Here is a 20,547-nt window from a genome sequence, read left to right on the forward strand (position 1 = left end):
GGTCATTTTGGGACAGCGGACCAGAGCCTCTCCGGTGGTCGCCATCGCTGGACATCGCATGATAAAAGTGGGCGCGTCCTGCTCAGCGCTCCGGGCTCGTAGAACAACGGGCCGCGCTTTCGGATGGGCGAGACCCCTGCTGCGATCCAGACATTGGGCGGCTCGACCAGGACCGGAGGTGGCATTTTGATGACACCGCATAGGCATGGGGCGTCCGGATCTATTCAGCCCCAGTCTCGGATGATACATTTATTTAAAATCAGCCGTCGTTTGTTGCCGGAAAGAGCGGCGCGACGGCAAAAAGACAAGCCGGACCCACCGGCTGCCGTGAGGCGGAGTGAGCAGGTGATATCTAAGATCAGCAAGCTGATTGCGTGTGGGCTGTGCTCGCTAAGCATCGCAGTTTCTGCCCATGCCCAAGGCCGGGTCACGGTGGACAACGTTTTCTTTCAGACCGATCTGCGTATGGCTCTGGAGGACATCGCCGCCCAGACCGGCGTGAACATCGTCGCCGATCCGGGCGTTCAGGGCGTGGTCACAGTCACGATCCAAGACGCCAGCATCGAGGCTGCACTCGATCTGCTGTTGGCCGGGACCAATTACCGTTCCGTGCGTCGGGCGGACTACTTTCTTGTCTTCACGCCCGACCCGCGCGCAGACCTTTTTGCGGAGGTCTCCGAGACCCGCATGATATCGCTGTCTGGCCTGGAAGCCGCCGCCGCGCGGGATCTTCTCGTTGAGCCCTTGCGGAAATACGTCCGCGCCGACAACGAGAACCGGCGGCTCGTCGTGACCGCCCCGCCCGATCTGGTCGAGTTAATCGTCCGAGATATCGAAACGATCGACCGCCCGAGGCTCGACGAGACGGTCTTCTACGCCCTGACTTACGTCTCCGCCACCGGCGCGCGCGATCTTCTGCCCGACGGACTGCAGTCCTATGTGCGCGCGGACCAAGTGCGTAACAGCCTCTCCATCACTGCGCCGCCAGCGGTTCGGCAGGAGTTGCTCCAGCTTCTGCGGCGTCTCGACCAACCGCTTCCGCCGACGAATGTCGATGGCCGGGACGTCTTCGACACAGGGATATTGGAGTTGAATTACGTCACCGCCGAAGCGGTGACGAACCTCCTGCCCGAAAACCTGTCCCAGTTTGTGCGGGCCGACAAGGTCTCGAACACGGTCTCGATCCATGCGCCGCCTGCGATCGCTCAACAGATCCATTCAGATATCGCGCGCATCGATCAACCGCGGCAGCACATCATGCTGGAAGCCAGGGTGGTCGTGCTGGACACTACGGCATTTCTCAATCTCGGAACGAATTTCGACGCCCCCGGCCTGAGAGCCGGCCTAAACCGAACCGAAGGCGGGACGGACATCTCGGAGATCGCCCTGGGTTACACGAGCTCTCGCAGTTTCACCAACGCCCTGGGCTTGACCCTGAACCTGCTGTCTCAGAACAATCAGGCGTCGATCATCTCTAGCCCGCAAGTTCTGGCCCAGGATGGTATCGAGTCCGTCATCCGCGTGACGACCGCCGAATTTTTTCAGATCCTGACCGAGGATGACAGCTTCATCCGCAGCGATCTGGAGGAGATCGAGACGGGGACGATCTTGCGCATCACGCCGCGCCTCGGCCGAGACGGGACGCTGACACTGAACATGGAGCTCGAAGTGTCCGACGTCGTGGCGCGCGGCAACCAAAACCTGCCGGTCGTCAATCGCCGCACCGTTCAAAACACGGTGCAGATTGAGAATGGCGGGACCGCCGCAGTTGCCGGCCTATCCGATCTGCGCAATCAGCAGGGCCGCAGCGGCATCCCGGGGCTCCGGAACCTGCCGTTGTTCGGCCGGACAAACACGATGGAAAGCCGGACGCGCCAGCTCGCCATCTTTATCACCGGGACCCTGGTCGATCCGGACGAACGTCGCTTCAGGACCGGCAATGCCGATCCAGTTCCGCTGGGCACGGTCGACGAGGATCTGTTCCGCGCCGAGCTCGCCGCGTCCATCGAGCGGCTTGGCTACAGATGAGGTTTTCCAGGAACATGACGCGAATCCTGTTGCTTACGAGTCTTTTGGCAGCGGCGTCCTGCACCGACGTTAACGTCCGCCGCAACAACGCGGGAGTCGTCTCCCTTTCGGGCGGACATACGGCGCGCATTTCGGCGGACGACCTCGTGATCGTGCTGGGCCGCAGCGGTTTCTCGCCCGATGAGATCCTCGAGCACGGCCCTGGTGTGAGGAATGCACTCGCCATGCGGGGAGGCGCCGAGGTCCGCAAGGACGGCCAAGTCGTTGCTATGATGTCGGTGCTCGACGGAGCGCTTTACGTCGTGAGCCAACGAGGCGGCAGCTATGTCCATGACCTCTACGAGTAAAGGCCATACCGGCCTGCCGTCCGGCTCACCACAACCGGCGGCGAAAGTTTCGGGGTAGCCTTTCCCCTGCCAGACGAATGCTCTTCGTCTTGAGGTGGAATTCCTCCGGTTTCGTGGACACGCTTTGACTGAGGTGGACAGGCGTTCGGATGCGACGGACACGAACTCCGGCCCCGGCGGCTTTCCTGGAACAGAGTGTCGAGATTCACAGAGCTTGGGCGGAGCGCCGAGGGCCTCTCGCGGGAGTTCGACCCCCGTGTCGCGACGATCCATACGCCGCAGGTCGAGGGCGCGGTGGCGACTGGATGCGCGTTGCCCGCGGCGCAGCGATCGACGCCAGGCTCCGGCCCCATGAACCCTCTCGCGTCGTCAGCCTGTTCGTGAGTCACGCCGCCCCTCCTTGGCGGCGTCCTGTCAGAGAACCTGTTCTGGCTGGGCGAGGCGCAGATGGAGCGGCTGCGGCCGAACTCGCTCGACAAGGTCCAGGGCGTGCCGCATGTGGACCGGATCGCCGAAATCCGGGGCTATCTCTGCATGATGGTCAGCGACAACTCGCCCGAATGAGCTGATCTTGAATGCCGTCCTGAACTGGCAGGAGGATCTGGTAGCAGCAAGTCATCGTGACGCGTCGAAGCCAGAGCCGCTTGCCGCCTCTATCCATCCCGCATCGCTCGACTGGGCATGCCTGTGCTTACAGGCGACCCAGCAACAGCTGGATGCGGTCCTCGGCACCGAAGATGTCTGCGCCGGGTTGCGTCCATGCAAAGATCACGCCTCCGGGCGCGGCCACCATTCGCGGGAAATTGAGCGAGCCGGGACCAGTATGCAGATGAAGGCGTGTCGGCGAAGGACATCCCTCGTCGAGAGTGACGCGGCATACCATCAGGGCTTCGCCTTCTTCGGTCCACTCCACCCAGGAGACGAGCGCGGTCTCGTCCCCCAGCATGATCGTGTCCACCCGTCCGATCGCTCCGCCCAGGTCCAAGCGGTGCGGAGGCAAGAAACTGCGTCCACCGTCCTCCGAAAAGGACGCCATCACCGCAGGCTTGTCGTCCGGCGCCGTAAACCAAGCGACGACCGCATTCCCGCCCCGAGCATCTACCGCAGGGCCGTTCACCGGGCAGCCCGCGATCTGCCATCCATCCCTGTGGACAGTCACCGGCTCGGACCAGCCGTCCTCGCTGTATCGGACCACCGAGATATCCCGGATCTCGGTCTCCGTGCGGTCGCGATAGGCGACGATCGCCACGCCGTCTCCCGTCAGCGCCGCTGAGGTCTGGCAGCAGGAACAGGTCCGCGCGTCGACAGAGATGTCCTCCGAAAGGTCGCCCTCGGCGGTGAGTCTCGTTGCCCGGAGCTGCATGGAGTCAGAAAAACCGCCCTCCGGCGCGTCCGCGCCGCCGCCCGCATACTCTCTCCCGTCCAACCAGATGACGAGCATGTCCTCGCCGCGGGGCAGGAGAGAAACGAAGCCGTGCTGCACCCCTTGGCGATCCTTGTGGGGCACGATCGGATCGGCCCAGCTTTCCCCGCCATCCTTCGAGAGTGAGAGGACCACATTGTACGCGTAAGTCGCGCGACCCGCTCGCTGCAACCAATGCGCCGCAAGGGTCCCATCTTCGAACGCGACGACCGAAGGGATATCGACCCAATTCACAAACAGCTCGTCGGACGTGATGATAGTCTCCGCAGGCGCCCATGTCGCGCCGTCAAATAGGGCCATCCTGACTGCGAAGCCGGCCCCCTCCGGTTCGGTCCAGCTCATCAAGACGTCACCATCCGTAGTCGCAAAGACGGACGGCTCGCGTCCACCAGCACCCGCGGGCGAGGGGACAGAAGCGATCGTCGTGAAAATGCTATCGAGGGAGGCCGTATCGGCCTGGCTCGTCGTCGCGACGGATGTCAGCATGAGAAGCCCCGTCGCAGCGCGGCCCCATCTCAGTTGCCCCCGAGATCCTTTCACGATGGTCTCCGATTTTGCCGCCGCAGATCGAAGGGTGAGGGAGCGACCGCAAAATTGCAACAAGGCGCTCCGTTCGCCGCCTGACTGCCGAAAGCCCGGTGCGGCCGTAGCTGATCTCTCAGGACAGCGCGTCGAGCCGCGACCGGCGTAAGCGTCCGGCCTGGCTGCCTATCGTCTTCCCGGCTATCCCTCCTTCGCGAGCTTGAGGACGTCGAGGCGGAGCTCGTCGGAGGGCGAAACGTCTCGGTCGAATGGGTCGCCACGCAAGTCGAGGAGTTCGGCTTGCTTCGTACCGTTCGGTTCGTTGGGGATATCGAGAAAGCGCGCGTCGCCGGGGGAGCCGCCAACGTCTTCTGGAGGGCAGCAGTCCTCGACGTCGGTCAGACGGGAATGGAGATGCCCGGGGCCCGGCTCGATCCGGTCTTCGACGAGGAGGCGATGCTGCCAACTGTCGACGAGATCGCCGACGACGCCGCCATCCGCGCGCCCCACTGCACCGGCAAGCGACGCCTTGGCGGCGGGGCGGATGTCGTCGCTCCAGTCAGGGTCCAGCACGCCCCGGCGGATGCCGCCGGCCTCGAACTTCCAGAGGTGAGAGGTCTGCCAGGTCATGGTCGCCTCGAGCACCAGGTGCGGGGGGTCGAGGCGCCTGGTCTCGGGCACTTCGATGCGACGAGTGCCCGTCTGCCCTATTTCCTCGCGCGCGGGCGCGGGATGCGAACACCTCCCGGGCCATGGCATCAGCTCGTCCAGCTTCGTGATCTTGTGGTCCAGGATTCAGGCTAGAGCGTCTGCGAGCGAGGCATGCGGATCAACGTCTTTCAGCTTGGCCGTCTCGATCAGCCTGACTGCGAGCCGGCGAAGAGCGCGTCCTTGCCGCCCAGGACGCAGGCGCGCATGGCGCACTCGGCCCTGCTGTTGTCGATCTCGATTGAACCGTCCGACGGGAATGGCCTGAGCCGCGGCAGGCGGGTCTTCGCCATGCTTCCCTCCCCACACGTGACTTGTGACGCTGCGTCCGCGCCCGCGCTTTGGGACCGTGCCAGCCGGATCGACCGTCAGGCGGCGCGCGACGGCGAGAACGAGTTTCATGCCCGCGGGCAGGCCGGGATGGTCGAGCTCGATGCGGAGCCCCCCGAATTACTCCTCCGGCATACCCCACGCCCAGGCGTGATCGCGATGGGCAGAAAAGCAGCCGGAGCCTCATTCAGCGACGACGCGTCGGCTGCGATCAACTCGCGCTCGTCCACCTCGAATTCGCTTTCGTCGGGCTGGATCGCGTCGTGATACTCGAGCGGCGCCCGAATCCCGTGCTCGGGGAATTTCCCCGAGAGATCAGGATGTTCAAGGACCGGAATAAATGGAAAATGCGACATCTGCCCGCCTGACACAACATGCCTCGATCATTCGGCAGACCGGTCTCAAGACCGTCGACGGCTGCGGGCTACCGATTATTGGAGAGAAACCACGCCACCCGCGCGTCGTCGATCCGGTCGGCGACCCGCGCCCTGACGGGCGGTCGGCTCCGGTCGCACCGCAAACCGTCGACGCCGTATTTCCGGGAACCGTTCCTGCCAGCGCCAGACCTTGTCTTTGCGATGCCAATCGCGGCCACGATCGCGTTCGTGCCGATGCCGTCCGCGCTCAGCAGCACGATCCGGGCCTGCCGGAGATGCGTCTGCGGCGTGTCGCGATCGCCCGAGACGATCTCGAGACGGCGGCGATTGGCGGCCATGAGCGCATGCAGCCGACCCGCACACGAAGCGCTGAGAGAGACTCCTCATCCGGGACTGGTCCGTCCCGGTCAGACCACTAGTCCGTTGCCATGACCCCCGCAGCGACGATGCCGAAGGCGGCCGCCAGGTTCTTCACGCTGACCGTCTTGCTGTCGTAGCAGGCCATCGCGTCCTCCGGCAGGATGTACGGGTTGAACGCGTCGCGGTCGGCCCGTCGAAGGATTTCCTCGATGGAGCGGTCGATGACGATCGATTCCCCGGTCATTGGGTTGCGCGAGAACAGGACCGCGCGGCGGTTCGCGTTGGTCAGCTTAGAGCCGCCGACACAGTTAAGACCGAACACCGCCTGCAGGAAACGCGTCCCGTAGCGCATTTCGCGCGCGTCCGGGATCGCGCCGGGCGCGTTGGCCAGCACCGTCTCGGCGGTGTTCGACAAGAATACGGTCACGCCCGGCGGCGAGATTGAGCTCGGGACCATCAACCAGTCCTGGAAGCAGCCACGCGACGGCACCTCGACCCGGTCGCCCGCGATCACGATCGGGTCCGCGAATGGCCGTCCCCTGGGCGCGCCGCTCAGGTCGAAGACGCGCCGAGTTCCGCCCCGGATCAGGGTGACACGGGCCAGATCCGCATCCGGACGCACACCGCCGGCACTGCGCAGCGCCGCCGATAGCGTCCGAAAGCTGGTCGCGGCGCCCCGCGCGCTCTGGCGCAGCGGGTCGCGGGTTTGCGCGTTGGAGCCGCCGACGACGACCTGTCGCGGCTCGAAGACGGCGCCCGAAACGAACACCGCCGCCTCGGCGTAATCGCCGAGCAGCACCGAGACGCTGGGGGTGTCGTCGTAGATCTGCTCGGCGACGAGCGCGGCCGCGATGGCCGCCTCGACCTCCGCCGGGCTCCGCCCCGCCGCGGCGACCGGACGCGCGAAGGGCATCCGGACCCGTCCGTCCACGCCGATCACGTAGTCGCCGGTGAAGACGTCGTCCTGCTCGACGAAGATCTGCAGGAGATCCCCGGGCGAAAGCACCTCCACCCCCCGCGTCCCTGCGGGGTCCAGCGCGTCGGCGAACTTGTTTGCCGCGGCATCGTCTCGGATCCCGCCATCGGTGCAGCGGACGCCCTCGGCAAAACCGGACGGCGCGCGTGTCCCCGGGGCGCGATAGGCGCTTCTGAACCAGCTGCGGGCGATCCTGCTCGAGCGAGGGCACGTCTTCCGGCAAGGCCGCAAGGTGCTCGAGCGGGAGGTGGACGCGCTGCTCGACTCGCCGCCCGCGGACGTGTCGCCGTGCATCCTCGCGCTGGTCGCCGACATGCGGGCGGAGTGGCGGGCGCTCGACGGCCGGACCGACGCTTTGAACGACGACTTGGCCGGGCACGCGCAGAGGGACGAGGCGGCGCGCCGGCTGACGACGATCCCCGGCATCGGCGTCCTGAGCACCACGGCGATGGTCGCGGCCATCGGCGACGGCAAGAGCTTCCGCAGGGCGAGCGACCTTCCGGCTTGGCTCGGCCTCACGCCGAGGCAGATGACGACCGGGGGCAAGCCGAAGCTGCTCGGGATCACCAAGCGGGGGAACACCTACCTGCGCATGTTGCTCATCCACGGCGCGCGTGCGGCGCTGCCGGGGCTCGCCAAGCAGCACACGCCGCTGGGCGCATGGCTGCGCGGCCTGCTCGCTCGGGCGCATCGGAACGTGGTGATCGTCGCGCTCGCCGCGAAGCTCGCGCGCATCGCCTGGGCCACCATCATCGCGGCGTGCGCTTCGACCAGGCAGGCGGCTCCACCGTAGTCACATGACGAGAGCGGTGGCGAGATAGGGAACGGCCCCGGCGGCGCCGGGACCGCGTGAGGTTGGCGACAAGGAGGCTGATGGCCGGAAGGATCGAACACCCGCGTCCCTGGAAGCCTGGTTCAAAAAACGGCGCAGATGTCTCCGGGCAGCGATGCCGGGCCTTTCACGAGGGCCAGGACGCGCGGATCTCCATCATGGCAAGGGCCACCGTGCCCCTACGCCGGATACGTTTGCGCACGACCAGCCCGAGCCAGATGCAACCGACTTGCCAACGGGGCGGGCCATACGTTTGAATGCCTCCTGCGCCTCCATGTCCCGCCTGGGGTGGTGGGGACGCACGGACAGTCTCCGGAAGCCCAGGGCGGCCAGCTGCTTGCCCACGGTCCGCTCGTGCATCTCCACGCCGAAGCGCTCGCGGATCACCCGTTGCAGGCCCACCCGCCGCCACCGCACCACCCCGTCGGTGGCCAGGTTGGGCCCCCTCTCGACGATCGCCGCAAGCTCCGCCTTCTGCTCGGCGCTCAGCCGCGCCGGCGGGCCGACCGGCCCGCGCCGGTCCGACAGCCCGTCCAGCCCCTCGTCGTTGTAGCGGTGGACCCGTTCGTCGGGGGATCGGTCCCCCGGACCGATCCCTGATCCTCCTCACCGCAGCGCCTGCCGGTCCATCCCACATGCCTCGGCCGCCGTCCGGCGATCCGCCCCCTCGAGCACCATCGCCAAGGCCAGCATCCGACGTGCCGCCCGCGCGTTCCGCCGCGCGTTTCGGCTGCGCGCCGCCGCCTTGCGCAGACCCGTCGCGTCCAACTCATTCCGCGTGATCGAAACCGTCATCGTCGGCCCTCCCATCAACGAAAGAACCGAATCATGGCCCGCCGGTGCGCGCATCTCACAATCGAGTCAGCGAACGAGGCCGCTGGGATCAGTCGGTGGGTTTACGATTTTGGTCGTCAGCAGCGCTTAGCTCCAAAATATTCTGGTCATCTCGACATCTTTCCACGAGTGACAATTTTTTCGTCCACAAAGTTGGAAGGGTATCTTGAGGGGCGAAATGTTCGCGATCGAACATGTGCGCGAATTTCGCGGCAGTCGTTGCGATGCGTGCTGGAGGCAACGTGCCCAATCGATGTGCAGGAGCCACGAGGCCTTGCGCTCAAGGTTCGGCAGCGAGCAGCCAGGTTCACTCCCTGGCACGGCACGAGTCACAGGCGAATTGAAGAATTTATGGGACCGATACAAGCAGACTTCTTGCTACTTCGGACAATCTCTAACGGACAGGTCGACAGGGTTCGAAGTTATATTGAAAATTGATTCTGATTCCGGGCCATGCAGACGATTGAGATTCCGAAGAGAGATAACGAATTGTTCGCTTGGGTCCTTCTCCAGGCGGGGGGTCTTCCGGGGGGGGCGCAGAGCGCGGGATTCGACGATTCCGCACAGAACTCCGGGGGTAAAAGTCCCCCAGGTGCGATCATGTTCATGTCACAGCCGGTTTCCTGCAATTCTGTTCATGTTTGCCGGTCAAATCGGCCTCCAATCGTGCGCTCATGCACATGAACGGCCACACCCCCACAGGAAGCCGGGCTCCGGGGCGTCCTGGTGATCCCGCTCGATCTCGGGCGCCGTGCTGCGAGGCCGCACGTCAGCCGGGGGTCGGGCTCTCAATTTTCTGCGGTGCAGCACGGCGAGACAAGAGGCCCCGGCGGGTGTCCCATTGAGCCATTGCGTCCGAAGACAACGAACGGTTGATAGGACGGGTTTTCCTAATATCTTACAAGGGGTTCCGGTGAACTGTCCCATTGTCCTATTAGTATTCTTAGAAGGCAGTCTTAGAAATATAGACATATAGGGTATGGGGTATATAGACACCCCACGAATCTGTAATGTCTACCTTGGGACCCGTTACATAAGAGACCGCCAATGGGACAACCGGACGCCGCGGCGTAAGCCCCGGAAAGTATGACGAAAAACCGCGTCCCCTTATTCGCCCTGTCCTATGGGACACCTTGGGGTTCCGGTCTCCAGCCGCCTTCAACCGGAATCTCTGCACCGCGGCATCCCGGAAATCGGTCAACCCGGAGGCCGCGCGCGAAGCGCCGGAAAGCCCGCCCGGCTGCCGCTCTCCACCCCCGCCGCGCCGCGGAATCCGCCCCCGAGAACGAGAAAACCCGGCCACGAGGGCCGGGCTTCTACACTTGGTTGTGCCGTTCGGAGTCGGACTCAGGCGAGCAGGTCTTCTACCGTTCTCCCCGAAGAACGGCCCGAGATCGCTGCGATCCGCCGTTTTGCGAGCGCGGCGTAGTCGGGGTTTACCTCGCACAGCACCCAACGTCGCCCATGTTTCTCGGCTACGCCGGCTGTTGTTCCCGAGCCGCCAAAGGGGTCCAGGACGGTGCCGCCTCGCGGGGCTCCCGCCAAGACGCACGGCTCGATCAGGTCTGGCGGGAAAGTCGCGAAATGCGCTTCCTTGTAAGGCGCGGGATTGACCGACCAGACAGAACGCTTGCGGCGCGTGGTCCCAACGACGATCTCCCGTTCGACTGGCGTTTTCCGCCCCTCGTCGACTCCCCCGGCGGTCTTTACGCGCCGGAACGCCGTTGCCGCTTTCCGTCGCTGGTTGGGGTACTTCGCGGGTTCTTCTATCGCTCGATAGTCGTAGGCGTATCGGGGCCGCTTCGAGAACAGGTAGATCATCTCGTGGGCGGCGACTGTTCTATCCTTGACCGGGGACGGCGTCGTCCTCGGCTTATGCCATATCACTTCGTCGCGCAGCAGCCACCCATCGGCTTGCATCGCGAGAGCAACGCGCGCGGGAACCAGGAGTCGTTGCTTCTTGACGTAGGTGTCCCCGATGTTCAGCCACAACGTCCCGTCGTCCCGCAGCACCCTGCGAACCTCGCGGAAGACATCAACCAAGCGGGCGATGAACGCTTCAACGGTGTCCTCTCTGCCGATCTGGCCCTCGACGCCGTAGTCACGCAAGCCGAAGTACGGCGGACTGGTTACGCATGTGTGGACTCTGCCCGCGGGCAATTCCCGGAGCCGGGTGGTCGCATCTCCGACGAGGATCATGCCAGCAGGTCCTCCAGGTTGTCGCCTTCGTCCTCCGGCTCCTCCTCCTCGGGCGCCGGCACCCAAAGGGGCCCGTCCTCCCCTCGGACGAACCAAGCCGCCCGCTGGTCGTGGCGGCGCACCCTGCCGATGTCCCGCCACCCCGGCACGAGCGCCAGGGCCTTGCCGTAGGTCCGCACGTCGGCGTTCCTGTAGGCGCGCAGCGTGGGCTCCTGGGACAACGCGTCGAAGGCATCCTTTGCCGTCACCATGTTGCGGACCATCGGCGTCGTGTCGCCCTCGTAGCCGTCCAGCGTGAGGCCCGAGGCATCGACCATGACCTCCTCGGCAGGCCGAGGCTTGTCGAGCCAGGAGCCGATCTCCTCGGCGATCATCTCGGTCGCCGTCAGCTTCCGGCTGCCGCCCGCGATCCGGTCGCGCTCCTTCTGGACCTCCGGGTCGCGGAGATCGAGGTGCAGCGCGCCCTCCGGCTTCGCCACGCGCATGTCGAGGTACGCCTGGTAGGTCTCGCCCCATAGCTGCCAGAGCATCCCATGGAGCCGGTCCGTGTCGATCGGGTCGGCCTCGGTCTTCGGAGTGCGCCAGACCCAATAGCGGCGGCTGGATGTGGGGTCGGTGAGGTAGTCGTCCTCGTTGGAGGTGCCCGCGAAGACGTTCTGGCGCGGGTAGGTGTCCTCCCGGCGCCCGTAGGCGAGCCGGTGGGTGTCGGAGGCCGCGGAGAGCGTCCGCTTGAGCGTGTTCGCGTCGGCGCGCTTGGCGACCTTCATCTCGGCCATCTCCTTGCACCACCACCCGCGGATGTTCTCGATCAGGCGGCCGGTGTCGTCGAGATCGCAGTCGAGGTCCGAGGAAAGCCCGTTGAACAGGACCTCGAAGAAGGTGGACTTGCGGGAGCCGGTGGGCCCTTCGAGGATCAGCATCGCGTCGAACTTGCAGCCGGGCTCGTAGATGCGCGCCACCGCGCCCAGCAGGTACATCCTGGCGCTCTCCCGGTGGAACGGGGTGTCCGGGCATCCGAGCAGGTCTGCCGCCAGCCGGGCGACCGCGCCCTCGGGGCGGCCCCGCTCGATCCAGGTCCGGTGGCACCCCTCGATGAAGTCCTTGACCGGGTGGAAGCGGTTCAGCTTGCCGGCCGACAGCACGGCGTCCTGGATGTTGTCCTTCGTGAACTCGACCTCGTAGCCGCCGCAGGTCGAGTTGTAGGAGGCGATCAGCTTGATCGAGGTGTCGTCCGAGTCGGACCATTTCCGCCCGGTCGCCCGGTCCTTCTTCGGCACGGGCTCCGAGGGCGTCTCGATCTTCTTCGAGCGGATCGGCTTGCGGCAGATCGGCGACAGCGTGAACTCGTTGTAGGCGATGCACGGCGCGATCCGCGGGTCATTCTGGCAGATCAGGGTGATGTTCGACAGCCGCGGCTCGATGTCTCCATTGGCCTTCCGCAGCAGCTTCGCCAGCCACCGCTTCTTCTCCTTCTTCGCGTCCTTCTCGGCGCGCTCCTTCGCGGCGTCCTCGTCCTCCTCCTCGTCGTCGAGGTCGTCCAACTGGCTCCCGAGGGGATCGTCCGGGTCGATGTCCTTCGACGGGCCCGGGGCCGGCGCGTCGTCCGTCTGCGAGGAGATCGGGTCGTCCTGGTCCTCCTCCTCCTCCTCGTCGTCCGTTTCGTCCCCCAGGTCGTCCAGGGCGTCGCCCAAGGCGGAGAACTCCTCCGCGGTCACGTCCTCGTCACCGCGGCAGAACTCCACCATCGCCTTGAAGCTGGGCATGTTGCCCGGGCTCGTGTTTCCGTGCGCCGCGTCGTCGAGGTGCCCGAACTTGTGGATGCGGACCAGGTCGAAGGCGTTGTGCATCCCCTCGGCGGGGTCCGAGGCGTGGAGCGAGAGCAGGAACAGCCCGTCGTCATAGACGATCGCGCCGTTGTTCGCCGAACCGGGCACGTAGTTGTAGCGCACGTCGGCCGCGTTGAGGCTGCGTTCGTAGACCTCGGGCAGGAACGTGTCGATCGCGTCCTCTACCGAGTAGGTGCGGCAGAAGGCGCCGATCGGCTCGGCCTTCTCCCGGGGGTCCTCCATCTTGACGGAGGGGTCCTTGAGGCCGCGCTGCTTCTCGTCCTCGCGGTAGGGCAGGCTCTCGTAGTTGTCCCAGCCAGGGTGCCGCGCCAGGAACTCGTCAACGTCGAGGATCGCGCCGCGGTTCTCGTCCCACCAGTAGTCCTGGCCCTTCGAGATCGACGGCCAGAACATCGTCTGGTTCGGCCGGAACGTGACCGAATCGACGATCTCGATCCCCTCCTGCGGGTCGTCCAGGAGGTAGGTCGAGAGCAGCCGGAGGCAGGCGTGAGCCTCCTCGGGCGTCATCTCCCGGGAGACCGGGAACGCGAGGCGGAACTTCGGCTTCTCGGGGTAGTGCGAGCGCGAGGTGTGGGCCAGCCAGTAGAACTCGCTGCACGGCGTCAGCCCGGCGCGGATGTCGGCGGTCTGGTCGGGGTTCGCGTGGTCGATGTCGAGGACCAGCATTGTCTTCGCCACGATGTCCGTGACCTTGCGCTTCTTCCCCGAGTAGCGCGCGGCCGTCCAGTTGCCGGCGGACCGCTTCATGTCGAGGATCGCGTCGTTGGCTTCCTTGTGCCGCGGGTTCTTGAGGTCCGCCGCGATCGCTTTCAGCTTGAGGTACCTGGGGAACGTGGTGTTCTGATCGACCATCGGCTCGCGGAACTTCTGCCGCAGCTTCTTGATCGTCCAAGGCTTCTGCTCGACCTTGCCAAGCCCGGTCCCCCTGCCGGAACTCCGGCCCGTGGACAGGACGACGCGCTTGGCGTCGACCCATTCTTCCTGCTTCAACATGACCACCTCCGGGCCGAAGTCGATTTGACCTAGGCAACAGGTCATTTGAGAAGCTCATTTTCTTCATTGTCTTCGCCGGGCAGAAACTCATCCACTTCATCAGGCAGCTGAAAGTCCGCGATGAAACGGTTGCTGAGATCGGCAGGGACTTTGTCCAGAACAAGCTTTACCGTCAGCCCAAGCTCACCATTGTCGATCCATTCGATCCCAGCGAGTAGAGCGGCGTCGGCTCCGACCTGGCGCGCAAGCTGCTGCCGTTGTTTTGCTTCGAGGATCGCGAATAGCCGTGCGGCTTGCCGATCCATGCCATGGGCCACCAGACGGCCAAACCGCGAATACCTCATTGACGCCAGATCGTCTTCGCAGATCGCAGGACCTCCTGGCAGGTAGTTATCTTGAGTCATGATGATCTTATCCCTGTCGCTTCCTGAGAAAGACGGCCCTTCCATTCCAATGGTCATGGAGGAGGTGTCGGTCCTCATTTCATTGGATCACGAAGCCGTTCAGCCAGGCATCGAGATCAGCGCGGCGGTAGAGAACGACGCCACCGCGCTTGATGAAGACCGGTCCGCAGGCACGCTTGTGCTGCATGCGAAGCTTGGCCAAGGTCGACTCGGAGTGCCCGGTGTACTTTGCGGCCTCCGACGGACGGAGGTAGTCGGTGCTCTCGGGTCGCCGGCCATCGTTACCGAAGTCATTTCGCTGATTTGCTTGAGAGGTCATCTCGGAGGCTCCAGTTTGCTGCTGATGCCTCGTGATGCCTCCCTGTACCGGCCGGATCGTCCCAAATATTGACCGCTTCAGGATTTCCCTACCCTCGATCATGGCTCGGTCTGCGACGATGACGAACGGTGCTAAGGCAAGACTACGACCAGGATCAAGACTACGACCAGGATATCGTCCTCCTGGCGATGGTTAGGCGAGCTCGACAGCCAAGAAGAGGCCATCTAACGTGCGGCATCCTTGGCAACCCTTTATGCCGCCGGACAAACTACACTTGAGGCGATCGCAGTAAGGGACGAGGCAGCGCCCCGACTGTGGCATAGAGGGCCGCGGGCGGATTCTTTACCTGACCGCAGCGCATGATCGAGGGGCGCTCACAGTCGTTCGCGGTGTCAGAGGCGATGCAAAGCTCACAACCTTACGTTCCTCATCGTCGGCCGTGTCACTGAAGTTTCCGGAGTACTGGTTTGGCAATGGTCCTCGCCATCTGCGGCTGGACTGGCAGGAGCTTGCCCTCGAACGTGCGACTCCCGTCATGGTAGCCCGACGACTCGACTATGCTCTATTCATTCACTCGTTTCAGTTTCCTAGAGCCCGAAAGGGCGCAGGTCGCAGCGGGGTATGGAGCCAAATTACAGATTGATCTGACCACAGCGCAACTCAGACGCGATTTAAATCGTCCAGATCATCCAACATCCCAACAAGATAAAGCGACCGCGCCTCACTGTGATCCTCTCGCTTCTGAGATTTTTCCCAAATGGCTTCCACGGTCCTTCTTTTCATGCCCCCAATTCTTGTGTGTGGCAGGGCAAGCTCGAGTATCTCACTAGCTGAAGCGAAGCTTTTCCTGACGTCTCCCTTTTCCCGATTTGCCAGAGGACGACGCCATGTCTTGTAGTCATCTGGATCGCCGAACATGACAAATTCCATCGCATTGATTATGATAAAATCTCGGCCCCAGTTCTTTTTTCGACCCACCAGACCTGGAGGACGCCTGCTCACGCCAGACTCAATATCTTTGAAGAATTCGAACAGAGGCCCTGCCAACTCAACTCCTGCCTCATGTTTGGATTTGACTATGAAGGACACGAGATCGAAGACGTCTGACTTCAACTTTGCTTCGGTGACCAGCTCCGCCAAATTATCGCGGGGCACCGTCACATGTTTTGGGGCCTTCGTCGACCACTTGAGGTCATAACAGTACCATGCCTTCAACCACTCCTCTGGAAAGTCGAGAAAACCTTCCCCAATGAGGTGGTTCATAATCGACACCGCGGAATCAATATCCGATTCACTTGGCCTTTCGCGCTTCCCTTGGGAATCTTCTCGATCTCTTTTCACTAAGTGACACCTCTGAAGAATTGCACTGCGATGCCATCGCGAATGGATGCTTCCGCCCTGCCCTTTGGCGTGGGGTAAATCGAAAAGATCATTTGCACGAATGCCGTCATTGTGGATTTTACGAGCCCAAATTTGGACTGGTTGCCTACTCCTTGAGGTTCGACCGGCTGCGGCACCTTCAGTAGCCATAGGGCTAGCCGAAGGCTGGCTCGATCAGGGGGCCTCAGGAGGCAAGTCTCCCCTGAAGCTTGGTGCAGGTCAGTTCCATACTCGGAACCAGCGCCGCAGTGGACGGACGGACATATCTCTGGCCCGTGATCGAGAGCGGCGTGTGGTTCAGCAGGCGGCCCACAAACTCCTCGAGCACCCCGGCTTCCATCGCAACGGTCGCAAAGGTCCGCCGGTGCGCATGTGGCGACCACTTCATTCGCTGCGGAGACGTCATGCGACCGTCAGGTCCCTTGGACGAGGGAAACACCCAGCGACGGTGGAGACCCCGAACAGGGGCCAGGATCTCGTGATGTACCTGCAGGATGGGCAGGTCGAAGCTTCGGCCGTTCTTCGTCATCGGCAGGTGAATGCGATCCTCATGAACGTTCTTCCACTCCAGCGTCAGCGCCTCGCTCTTTCGAAGCCCGGTGAACAACAGGAGTTCGAAGAACGCCGAATGGATCGGGTTCGGCAAACCTTCGATGGTCCGTCGCCACTCTGCGAGATCCTCGATCACCGATCCATTCGGACGCTCCTCGTACCATTCGATCGCCATGGTCGGGCACTCGGGCAGATCGGCGGTGCGGCGTGCATGGTTCCAGACGGTGCGGAAGTACTTGAGCAGGTGGTTGGCGGCCGACGGACGATCCGCCATCGAACGATGCTTGGCGACGACCATGGACTTCGTGATCTCATCGAGCGGAAGCCTCATCCACTCTTTCAGGTGGAGATCGAACTGCTGCCGAAGGCCAAGGCGATGAGTGTCCGATCTGAGCTTCGGGCGCGCCAGATAGGCGTCCATCGCGGCCTGCAGGGTCGGCGCCCCGATCTGGATGGTCTTGCCTGCGCCACGCCCCCACTCAAGCGCAAACCCGAGCGCCGTCTGCCGCGCCGTCGCGGCGGTGATGACCGGGTGGCGGCCGATCAGCGCGCGCCGAGTCCGACCGCCGACATCACGCTGGTAGTACCAGGTCTTCGATCGCTTTCCGACATAGAGCACGAAGCCTCGGATCTCGGTGTCCCAGTACTTCTGCGTGCCTTGACTGGCTTGAGGAAGCTTGGTTGCGAAGGTCTCGGTCAGCTTCGGCATGGTGTCGGCTTTTTGTCGGTTTCTACAGCAATCTATAGGAACCGAGTGGACATGATCGGACAGATCTATGTCAACGAAAAGAACGGCTTGGAATGGAAACGAACCGTCCGGAAAAGAAGGCGCCTTGTTTGGAAGGCTGAGGTCTTACCACTACACAACGCCCGCTCAGCGCTTTACGAGCTATGGGAAGCGACCTGCGAGGTCAAGCGGGTCTCCGGGCTTTGGGGGAGGAGACGATGGATAAACCGCATGCCGTCATCATCGGGGTCGGGGACGGGCTGTCGGCCTCGGTAGCGCGGGAGCTGGCGCAGGATCACACGCTGACGCTGGCCGCGCGGAGCCCGGACAAGATGCGCGACCTCGCCGCCGAGACCGGGGCGGAGACCGTTCTGCTCGACGCGACCGACGAGGCGGGCGTGGCGGCCCTGTTCGATGCCCTGCCCCGCCCGCCGCGGGTCGTCGTCTACAACCCGTCCATGCGAGTGCGGGGGCCCGTGGCGGAGCTCGACGCCGACGAGGTCCGGCGCGCGGTCGAGGTCACGGCGATCGGCGCGTTCCTGGCGGGGAAGCACGCCGCACGGCGGATGCTGGACACCGAGCCCGTCGACGGCTGCCGCGGCACGATCCTCTTCACCGGCGCCTCGGCGGGCGTGAAGGGCTTTCCCCAGTCGGCCCCCTTCGCCATGGGCAAGTTCGCGCAGCGCGGGCTGGCCGAGAGCATGGCGCGGGAGTTGCACCCCAAGGGCATCCATGTCGCCTGGATCAATATCGACGGCGCCATTCTGAACCCAGGCGTCAGCGAACCCGCCGACCGTCCCGGCTCCAAGCTGCGCCCCGAGGCCATCGCCCGCACCTACCGCCATCTCATCGAGCAGGACCGCAGCGCCTGGACCCACGAGATCGCGGTCCGCCCCTGGGTCGAGACCTTCTGACCTTGCATGGCGGACCCGGTCCCGACCCTCGCCGTCTTCCGGAACCCCGCGTTCCGCAATCTCTGGGTCGCGACGCTGGCCTCCAATTTCGGCGGCATCGTCCAGGCCATCGGCGCGGCCTGGCTGATGACCTCGCTCACCTCCTCCGAGAGCATGGTCGCGCTGGTCCAGTCCTCGGTCACCCTGCCGATCATGATCTTCTCGCTGGCGGCCGGCGTCTTCGCCGACAATTTCGACCGCCGGAAGGTCATGCTCGGGGCGCAGGCCTTCATGTGCGTGAGTTCCATCGGCTTGGCCTTCCTCGCCTTCGAGGGCTGGCTCACGCCCTGGCTGCTGCTGGCCTTCACCTTCCTGATCGGCTGCGGCACCGCACTCAACAACCCCTCCTGGCAGGCCACCGTCGGCGACCTCGTGAGCAAGGCCGAGCTGCCCGCCGCCGTCTCGGTCAACTCCATCGGCTTCAACATGATGCGCAGCGTCGGCCCGGCGGCAGGGGGCGCCATCGTCGCCGCCTTCGGGGCCGCCGCCGCCTTCGCCGTGAATGCTGCGAGCTACATCGCGATCATCGCCGCCCTCTTCGCCTGGAAGCCAAAGCCAAAGGCGAGCCGCCTGCCCCGCGAAGCCTTCGGCAGCGCCTTCGCCGCCGGGCTGCGCTATGTCGCGATGTCGCCGGGCCTGGTCCGCACGATCCTGCGCGCCTTTCTCTTCGGCCTGTCCGCGATCGCGCTCCAGGCCCTGCTGCCGGTGATCGTCCGCGACACGCTGGGCGGCACCTCGCTCACCTACGGCCTCCTGCTCGGCGCCTTCGGCGTGGGCGCCGTGGCCGGCGCGATGGCCAACCAGCGCCTGAGGCAGCGCTTCGAGAACGAGGCGATCATCCGCATCGCCTTCGGAGGCTACGCGATCTGCTACCTCGCCCTGGCCCTCTCCCCGCCGGTCGTCGTCGCGGGCGCCGTCCTATTCCTCGCCGGATCCTGCTGGGTCATCGCGCTGTCGCTCCTGAACACCACGATCCAGCTCTCGACCCCCCGCTGGGTCGTGGGCCGCGTCCTGGCGCTCTACCAGACCGGCACCTTCGGCGGCATGGCCGCGGGCAGCTGGCTCTGGGGCGCGCTGGCCGAAGGCAGCAGCATGGGCGTCGCCCTCATCGGCGCGGGGGTCGCGATGGGGCTCGGCCTCGCCTTCGGCTTTCTATCCCCCATGCCCGACCGCGCCGAGATGCGCCTCGACCCGGCGGGCACCTTCGTCGAGCCCACGCTGTCGCTCGACATCCAGCCGCGCAGCGGGCCGGTCATGGTGATGGTCGACTTCACCATCGACGAGGCCGACGTGCCCCGCTTCCTCGCGCTCATGGCCGACCGCCGCCGCATCCGCATCCGCGACGGCGCCGGCCAATGGACGCTGCTGCGCGACATGGAGAACCCCGACATCTGGACCGAGAGCTACCACGTCCCGACCTGGGTCGAATACATCCGCCACCACGAACGCCGGACCGAGGAAGACATCGAGAACTTCAAGCAACTCCGCGCCCTCCACCGCGGGCCGGAGCCGATCCGCGTCCACCGCATGATCGAACGACACTCCCTCGCGGAGCTGCGCACGACGCCAGGACGGCGGGCAAGCAAGGGGGTGTGAGGAGGGACCAAGGCCTTGCTGTCCTACGACTGCCTCGCCATGAACGGCAGGAGAGAGCTCCCCGGATCGACCTGCAGGCGCACCGAACTAATCGGAGAGGCAGCATTTGGGGCTTTACCGGTATCGGCCCAGACCTGCCATTGAACACCTGCAGAGCAAATGTCAGCTTCCCATCGACTTTTCGCCGGCGCGCCGCAGACTGCCGGCCAGCGCGCCGACGTCGATCGGCTTGCTGAGGTAGTCATCCATGCCTGCCTCGATATACCGGGTCCGCTCTGCGCTCATTGCGTTGGCCGTCAGCGCGACAACGCGCGGCATCTCGTTCTCCGGCAGCTTCTCCCTCAGCTGGGCGTTGTTGCACGAAGCGGATCCTGGGGTTCACATCGAGAGTCCAGCGACATAGCTGGGTGGGATGTCCAAGCCTGCGCCCGTCCGCTACCGCACCCTCAACTGGTCGAGCTACAATGCCGCGCTTCGTAGGCGCGGCTCGCTGACGGTGTGGTTCGACCCTTCGACGCCATGGCATGCGGCGCGCTCGGGCAGGCCGGCGCGCAGCCGGTCTACAGCGACGCCGCGATCCAGGCATGCCTGACAGTGAAGGTCCTGTTTGGCCTGCCGCTGCGCCAGACGACGGGCTTCGTCGCCAGCCTGCTGAAGCTCGCGGGCCTGGATTGGCCGGTGCCGGACTATTCGACGCTGTGCCGAAGGCAGAAGACGCTGGCCGTGCAGCTGCCCTACGCCGAGCGCCCGTGACCTGCCCCCACCGAGTGGTCCGATTTCAGTGTTAGTGCATGACGGGCCTCTGATCTATCGGGATGATGCTTTCCGGGGCTGGCGGGC

18 protein-coding genes and 2 pseudogenes are annotated in these 20,547 nt (G+C 64.5%); 7 read left to right on the plus strand and 13 right to left on the minus strand.

Annotated features, from left to right (window positions below):
* Positions 1 to 240: 240 nt before the first annotated feature.
* Both DTQ71_RS07940 and DTQ71_RS07945 read left to right on the plus strand, forming a co-directional pair.
* A complete protein-coding gene (locus DTQ71_RS07940) occupies positions 241 to 2,028 on the plus strand; it encodes a secretin and TonB N-terminal domain-containing protein (RefSeq protein WP_170125340.1) in 1,788 nt (595 codons plus the stop codon).
* A gap of 14 nt (positions 2,029 to 2,042) precedes the next feature.
* Positions 2,043 to 2,375, plus strand: a complete 333-nt coding sequence (locus DTQ71_RS07945) for a hypothetical protein (RefSeq protein WP_146204820.1) — start codon at positions 2,043 to 2,045, stop codon at positions 2,373 to 2,375.
* 691 nt (positions 2,376 to 3,066) lie between these two features.
* On the opposite strand, the gene DTQ71_RS07950 is transcribed toward DTQ71_RS07945, so the two are convergent.
* Together DTQ71_RS07950 and DTQ71_RS07955 are read right to left on the minus strand one after the other, a co-directional pair.
* Positions 3,067 to 4,284: a sialidase family protein gene (locus DTQ71_RS07950; RefSeq protein WP_109563720.1), complete on the minus strand. Its 1,218-nt coding sequence runs from the start codon at positions 4,282 to 4,284 to the stop codon at positions 3,067 to 3,069.
* 237 nt (positions 4,285 to 4,521) lie between these two features.
* Positions 4,522 to 5,079, minus strand: coding sequence for a plasmid pRiA4b ORF-3 family protein (locus DTQ71_RS07955; protein ID WP_109563721.1), 558 nt, complete (start codon positions 5,077 to 5,079; stop codon positions 4,522 to 4,524).
* Positions 5,080 to 5,142: 63 nt separating this feature from the next.
* On the opposite strand from DTQ71_RS07955, the gene DTQ71_RS24135 reads away from it, so the two are divergent.
* Positions 5,143 to 5,625: a hypothetical protein gene (locus tag DTQ71_RS24135; RefSeq protein WP_245947313.1), complete on the plus strand. Its 483-nt coding sequence runs from the start codon at positions 5,143 to 5,145 to the stop codon at positions 5,623 to 5,625.
* Positions 5,626 to 5,782: 157 nt separating this feature from the next.
* Here the strand turns inward: DTQ71_RS24135 and DTQ71_RS07970 are convergent, their stop codons facing one another.
* A complete protein-coding gene (locus DTQ71_RS07970; protein WP_109563724.1) occupies positions 5,783 to 6,073 on the minus strand; it encodes a hypothetical protein in 291 nt (96 codons plus the stop codon).
* Positions 6,074 to 6,150: 77 nt separating this feature from the next.
* Positions 6,151 to 7,107, minus strand: a complete 957-nt coding sequence (locus DTQ71_RS07975; RefSeq protein ID WP_170125342.1) for a polysaccharide biosynthesis/export family protein — start codon at positions 7,105 to 7,107, stop codon at positions 6,151 to 6,153.
* Between the two features lie 133 nt (positions 7,108 to 7,240).
* On the opposite strand from DTQ71_RS07975, the pseudogene DTQ71_RS07980 reads away from it, so the two are divergent.
* A pseudogene (locus DTQ71_RS07980) lies at positions 7,241 to 7,864 on the plus strand (IS110 family RNA-guided transposase); the annotation flags it as partial.
* Between the two features lie 195 nt (positions 7,865 to 8,059).
* On the opposite strand, the gene DTQ71_RS24835 reads toward DTQ71_RS07980, so the two are convergent.
* The 8 genes from DTQ71_RS24835 to DTQ71_RS08015 all read right to left on the minus strand — a co-directional run bounded on the left by DTQ71_RS24835 (position 8,060) and on the right by DTQ71_RS08015 (position 17,140).
* Positions 8,060 to 8,497 carry a winged helix-turn-helix domain-containing protein gene (locus tag DTQ71_RS24835; protein WP_109563727.1) on the minus strand — a complete coding sequence of 146 codons (438 nt, stop codon included), beginning with the start codon at positions 8,495 to 8,497 and terminating at the stop codon, positions 8,060 to 8,062.
* A 12-nt stretch (positions 8,498 to 8,509) separates the two neighbouring features.
* A complete protein-coding gene (locus DTQ71_RS07990; RefSeq protein WP_109563728.1) occupies positions 8,510 to 8,698 on the minus strand; it encodes a hypothetical protein in 189 nt (62 codons plus the stop codon).
* A gap of 1,386 nt (positions 8,699 to 10,084) precedes the next feature.
* Complete coding sequence (locus DTQ71_RS07995; RefSeq protein ID WP_109563729.1) at positions 10,085 to 10,936, minus strand: DNA-methyltransferase; 852 nt, start codon at positions 10,934 to 10,936, stop codon at positions 10,085 to 10,087.
* Positions 10,933 to 13,776 carry a VapE domain-containing protein gene (locus DTQ71_RS08000; protein ID WP_109563730.1) on the minus strand — a complete coding sequence of 948 codons (2,844 nt, stop codon included), beginning with the start codon at positions 13,774 to 13,776 and terminating at the stop codon, positions 10,933 to 10,935. Before DTQ71_RS08000 ends, DTQ71_RS07995 begins: the two co-directional genes overlap by 4 nt.
* A gap of 41 nt (positions 13,777 to 13,817) precedes the next feature.
* Entirely contained in the window at positions 13,818 to 14,237 is a 420-nt protein-coding gene (locus tag DTQ71_RS08005) for a hypothetical protein (protein WP_170125343.1), read from the minus strand.
* Positions 14,238 to 14,259: 22 nt separating this feature from the next.
* Entirely contained in the window at positions 14,260 to 14,601 is a 342-nt protein-coding gene (locus tag DTQ71_RS24580; RefSeq protein WP_342768111.1) for a helix-turn-helix transcriptional regulator, read from the minus strand.
* Positions 14,602 to 15,159: 558 nt separating this feature from the next.
* The gene (locus DTQ71_RS23120; RefSeq protein WP_146204824.1) at positions 15,160 to 15,762 is read right to left on the minus strand and encodes a hypothetical protein; all 603 of its coding nucleotides are present in this window, start codon (positions 15,760 to 15,762) and stop codon (positions 15,160 to 15,162) included.
* A 301-nt stretch (positions 15,763 to 16,063) separates the two neighbouring features.
* Entirely contained in the window at positions 16,064 to 17,140 is a 1,077-nt protein-coding gene (locus tag DTQ71_RS08015; protein WP_109563733.1) for a tyrosine-type recombinase/integrase, read from the minus strand.
* Positions 17,141 to 17,376: 236 nt separating this feature from the next.
* Between DTQ71_RS08015 and DTQ71_RS08020 the strand changes: the two genes are divergently transcribed.
* Both DTQ71_RS08020 and DTQ71_RS08025 read left to right on the plus strand, forming a co-directional pair.
* The gene (locus DTQ71_RS08020) at positions 17,377 to 18,072 is read left to right on the plus strand and encodes an SDR family NAD(P)-dependent oxidoreductase (RefSeq protein WP_109563734.1); all 696 of its coding nucleotides are present in this window, start codon (positions 17,377 to 17,379) and stop codon (positions 18,070 to 18,072) included.
* 6 nt (positions 18,073 to 18,078) lie between these two features.
* Positions 18,079 to 19,707 (plus strand): MFS transporter, encoded by a 1,629-nt coding sequence (locus DTQ71_RS08025; RefSeq protein ID WP_109563735.1) that lies wholly within the window; start codon positions 18,079 to 18,081, stop codon positions 19,705 to 19,707.
* 162 nt (positions 19,708 to 19,869) lie between these two features.
* Here the strand turns inward: DTQ71_RS08025 and DTQ71_RS08030 are convergent, their stop codons facing one another.
* Positions 19,870 to 20,025, minus strand: coding sequence for a response regulator (locus DTQ71_RS08030; RefSeq protein WP_109563736.1), 156 nt, complete (start codon positions 20,023 to 20,025; stop codon positions 19,870 to 19,872).
* 94 nt (positions 20,026 to 20,119) lie between these two features.
* Between DTQ71_RS08030 and DTQ71_RS08035 the strand changes: the two are divergent.
* A pseudogene (locus DTQ71_RS08035) lies at positions 20,120 to 20,445 on the plus strand (transposase); the annotation flags it as partial.
* Between the last annotated feature and the right edge of the window lie 102 nt (positions 20,446 to 20,547).

It is taken from the genome of Jannaschia seohaensis, from assembly GCF_900116765.1.
GTDB lineage: Bacteria > Pseudomonadota > Alphaproteobacteria > Rhodobacterales > Rhodobacteraceae > Jannaschia > Jannaschia seohaensis.

Coding starts and splice junctions, on each gene's coding strand:
- DTQ71_RS07950 (WP_109563720.1), bottom strand. CDS start 4,284: ATGCTGACATCCGTCGCGACGACGAGCCAGGCCGATACGGCCTCCCTC.
- DTQ71_RS07945 (WP_146204820.1), top strand. CDS start 2,043: ATGACGCGAATCCTGTTGCTTACGAGTCTTTTGGCAGCGGCGTCCTGC.
- DTQ71_RS07940 (WP_170125340.1), top strand. CDS start 241: ATGATACATTTATTTAAAATCAGCCGTCGTTTGTTGCCGGAAAGAGCG.
- DTQ71_RS08030 (WP_109563736.1), bottom strand. CDS start 20,025: ATGCCGCGCGTTGTCGCGCTGACGGCCAACGCAATGAGCGCAGAGCGG.
- DTQ71_RS23120 (WP_146204824.1), bottom strand. CDS start 15,762: ATGAACCACCTCATTGGGGAAGGTTTTCTCGACTTTCCAGAGGAGTGG.
- DTQ71_RS08000 (WP_109563730.1), bottom strand. CDS start 13,776: ATGTTGAAGCAGGAAGAATGGGTCGACGCCAAGCGCGTCGTCCTGTCC.
- DTQ71_RS07970 (WP_109563724.1), bottom strand. CDS start 6,073: ATGGCCGCCAATCGCCGCCGTCTCGAGATCGTCTCGGGCGATCGCGAC.
- DTQ71_RS08015 (WP_109563733.1), bottom strand. CDS start 17,140: ATGCCGAAGCTGACCGAGACCTTCGCAACCAAGCTTCCTCAAGCCAGT.
- DTQ71_RS24135 (WP_245947313.1), top strand. CDS start 5,143: ATGCGGATCAACGTCTTTCAGCTTGGCCGTCTCGATCAGCCTGACTGC.
- DTQ71_RS08005 (WP_170125343.1), bottom strand. CDS start 14,237: ATGACCATTGGAATGGAAGGGCCGTCTTTCTCAGGAAGCGACAGGGAT.
- DTQ71_RS08020 (WP_109563734.1), top strand. CDS start 17,377: ATGGATAAACCGCATGCCGTCATCATCGGGGTCGGGGACGGGCTGTCG.
- DTQ71_RS07955 (WP_109563721.1), bottom strand. CDS start 5,079: ATGCCATGGCCCGGGAGGTGTTCGCATCCCGCGCCCGCGCGCGAGGAA.
- DTQ71_RS24580 (WP_342768111.1), bottom strand. CDS start 14,601: ATGATCGAGGGTAGGGAAATCCTGAAGCGGTCAATATTTGGGACGATC.
- DTQ71_RS08025 (WP_109563735.1), top strand. CDS start 18,079: ATGGCGGACCCGGTCCCGACCCTCGCCGTCTTCCGGAACCCCGCGTTC.
- DTQ71_RS07990 (WP_109563728.1), bottom strand. CDS start 8,698: ATGACGGTTTCGATCACGCGGAATGAGTTGGACGCGACGGGTCTGCGC.
- DTQ71_RS07995 (WP_109563729.1), bottom strand. CDS start 10,936: ATGATCCTCGTCGGAGATGCGACCACCCGGCTCCGGGAATTGCCCGCG.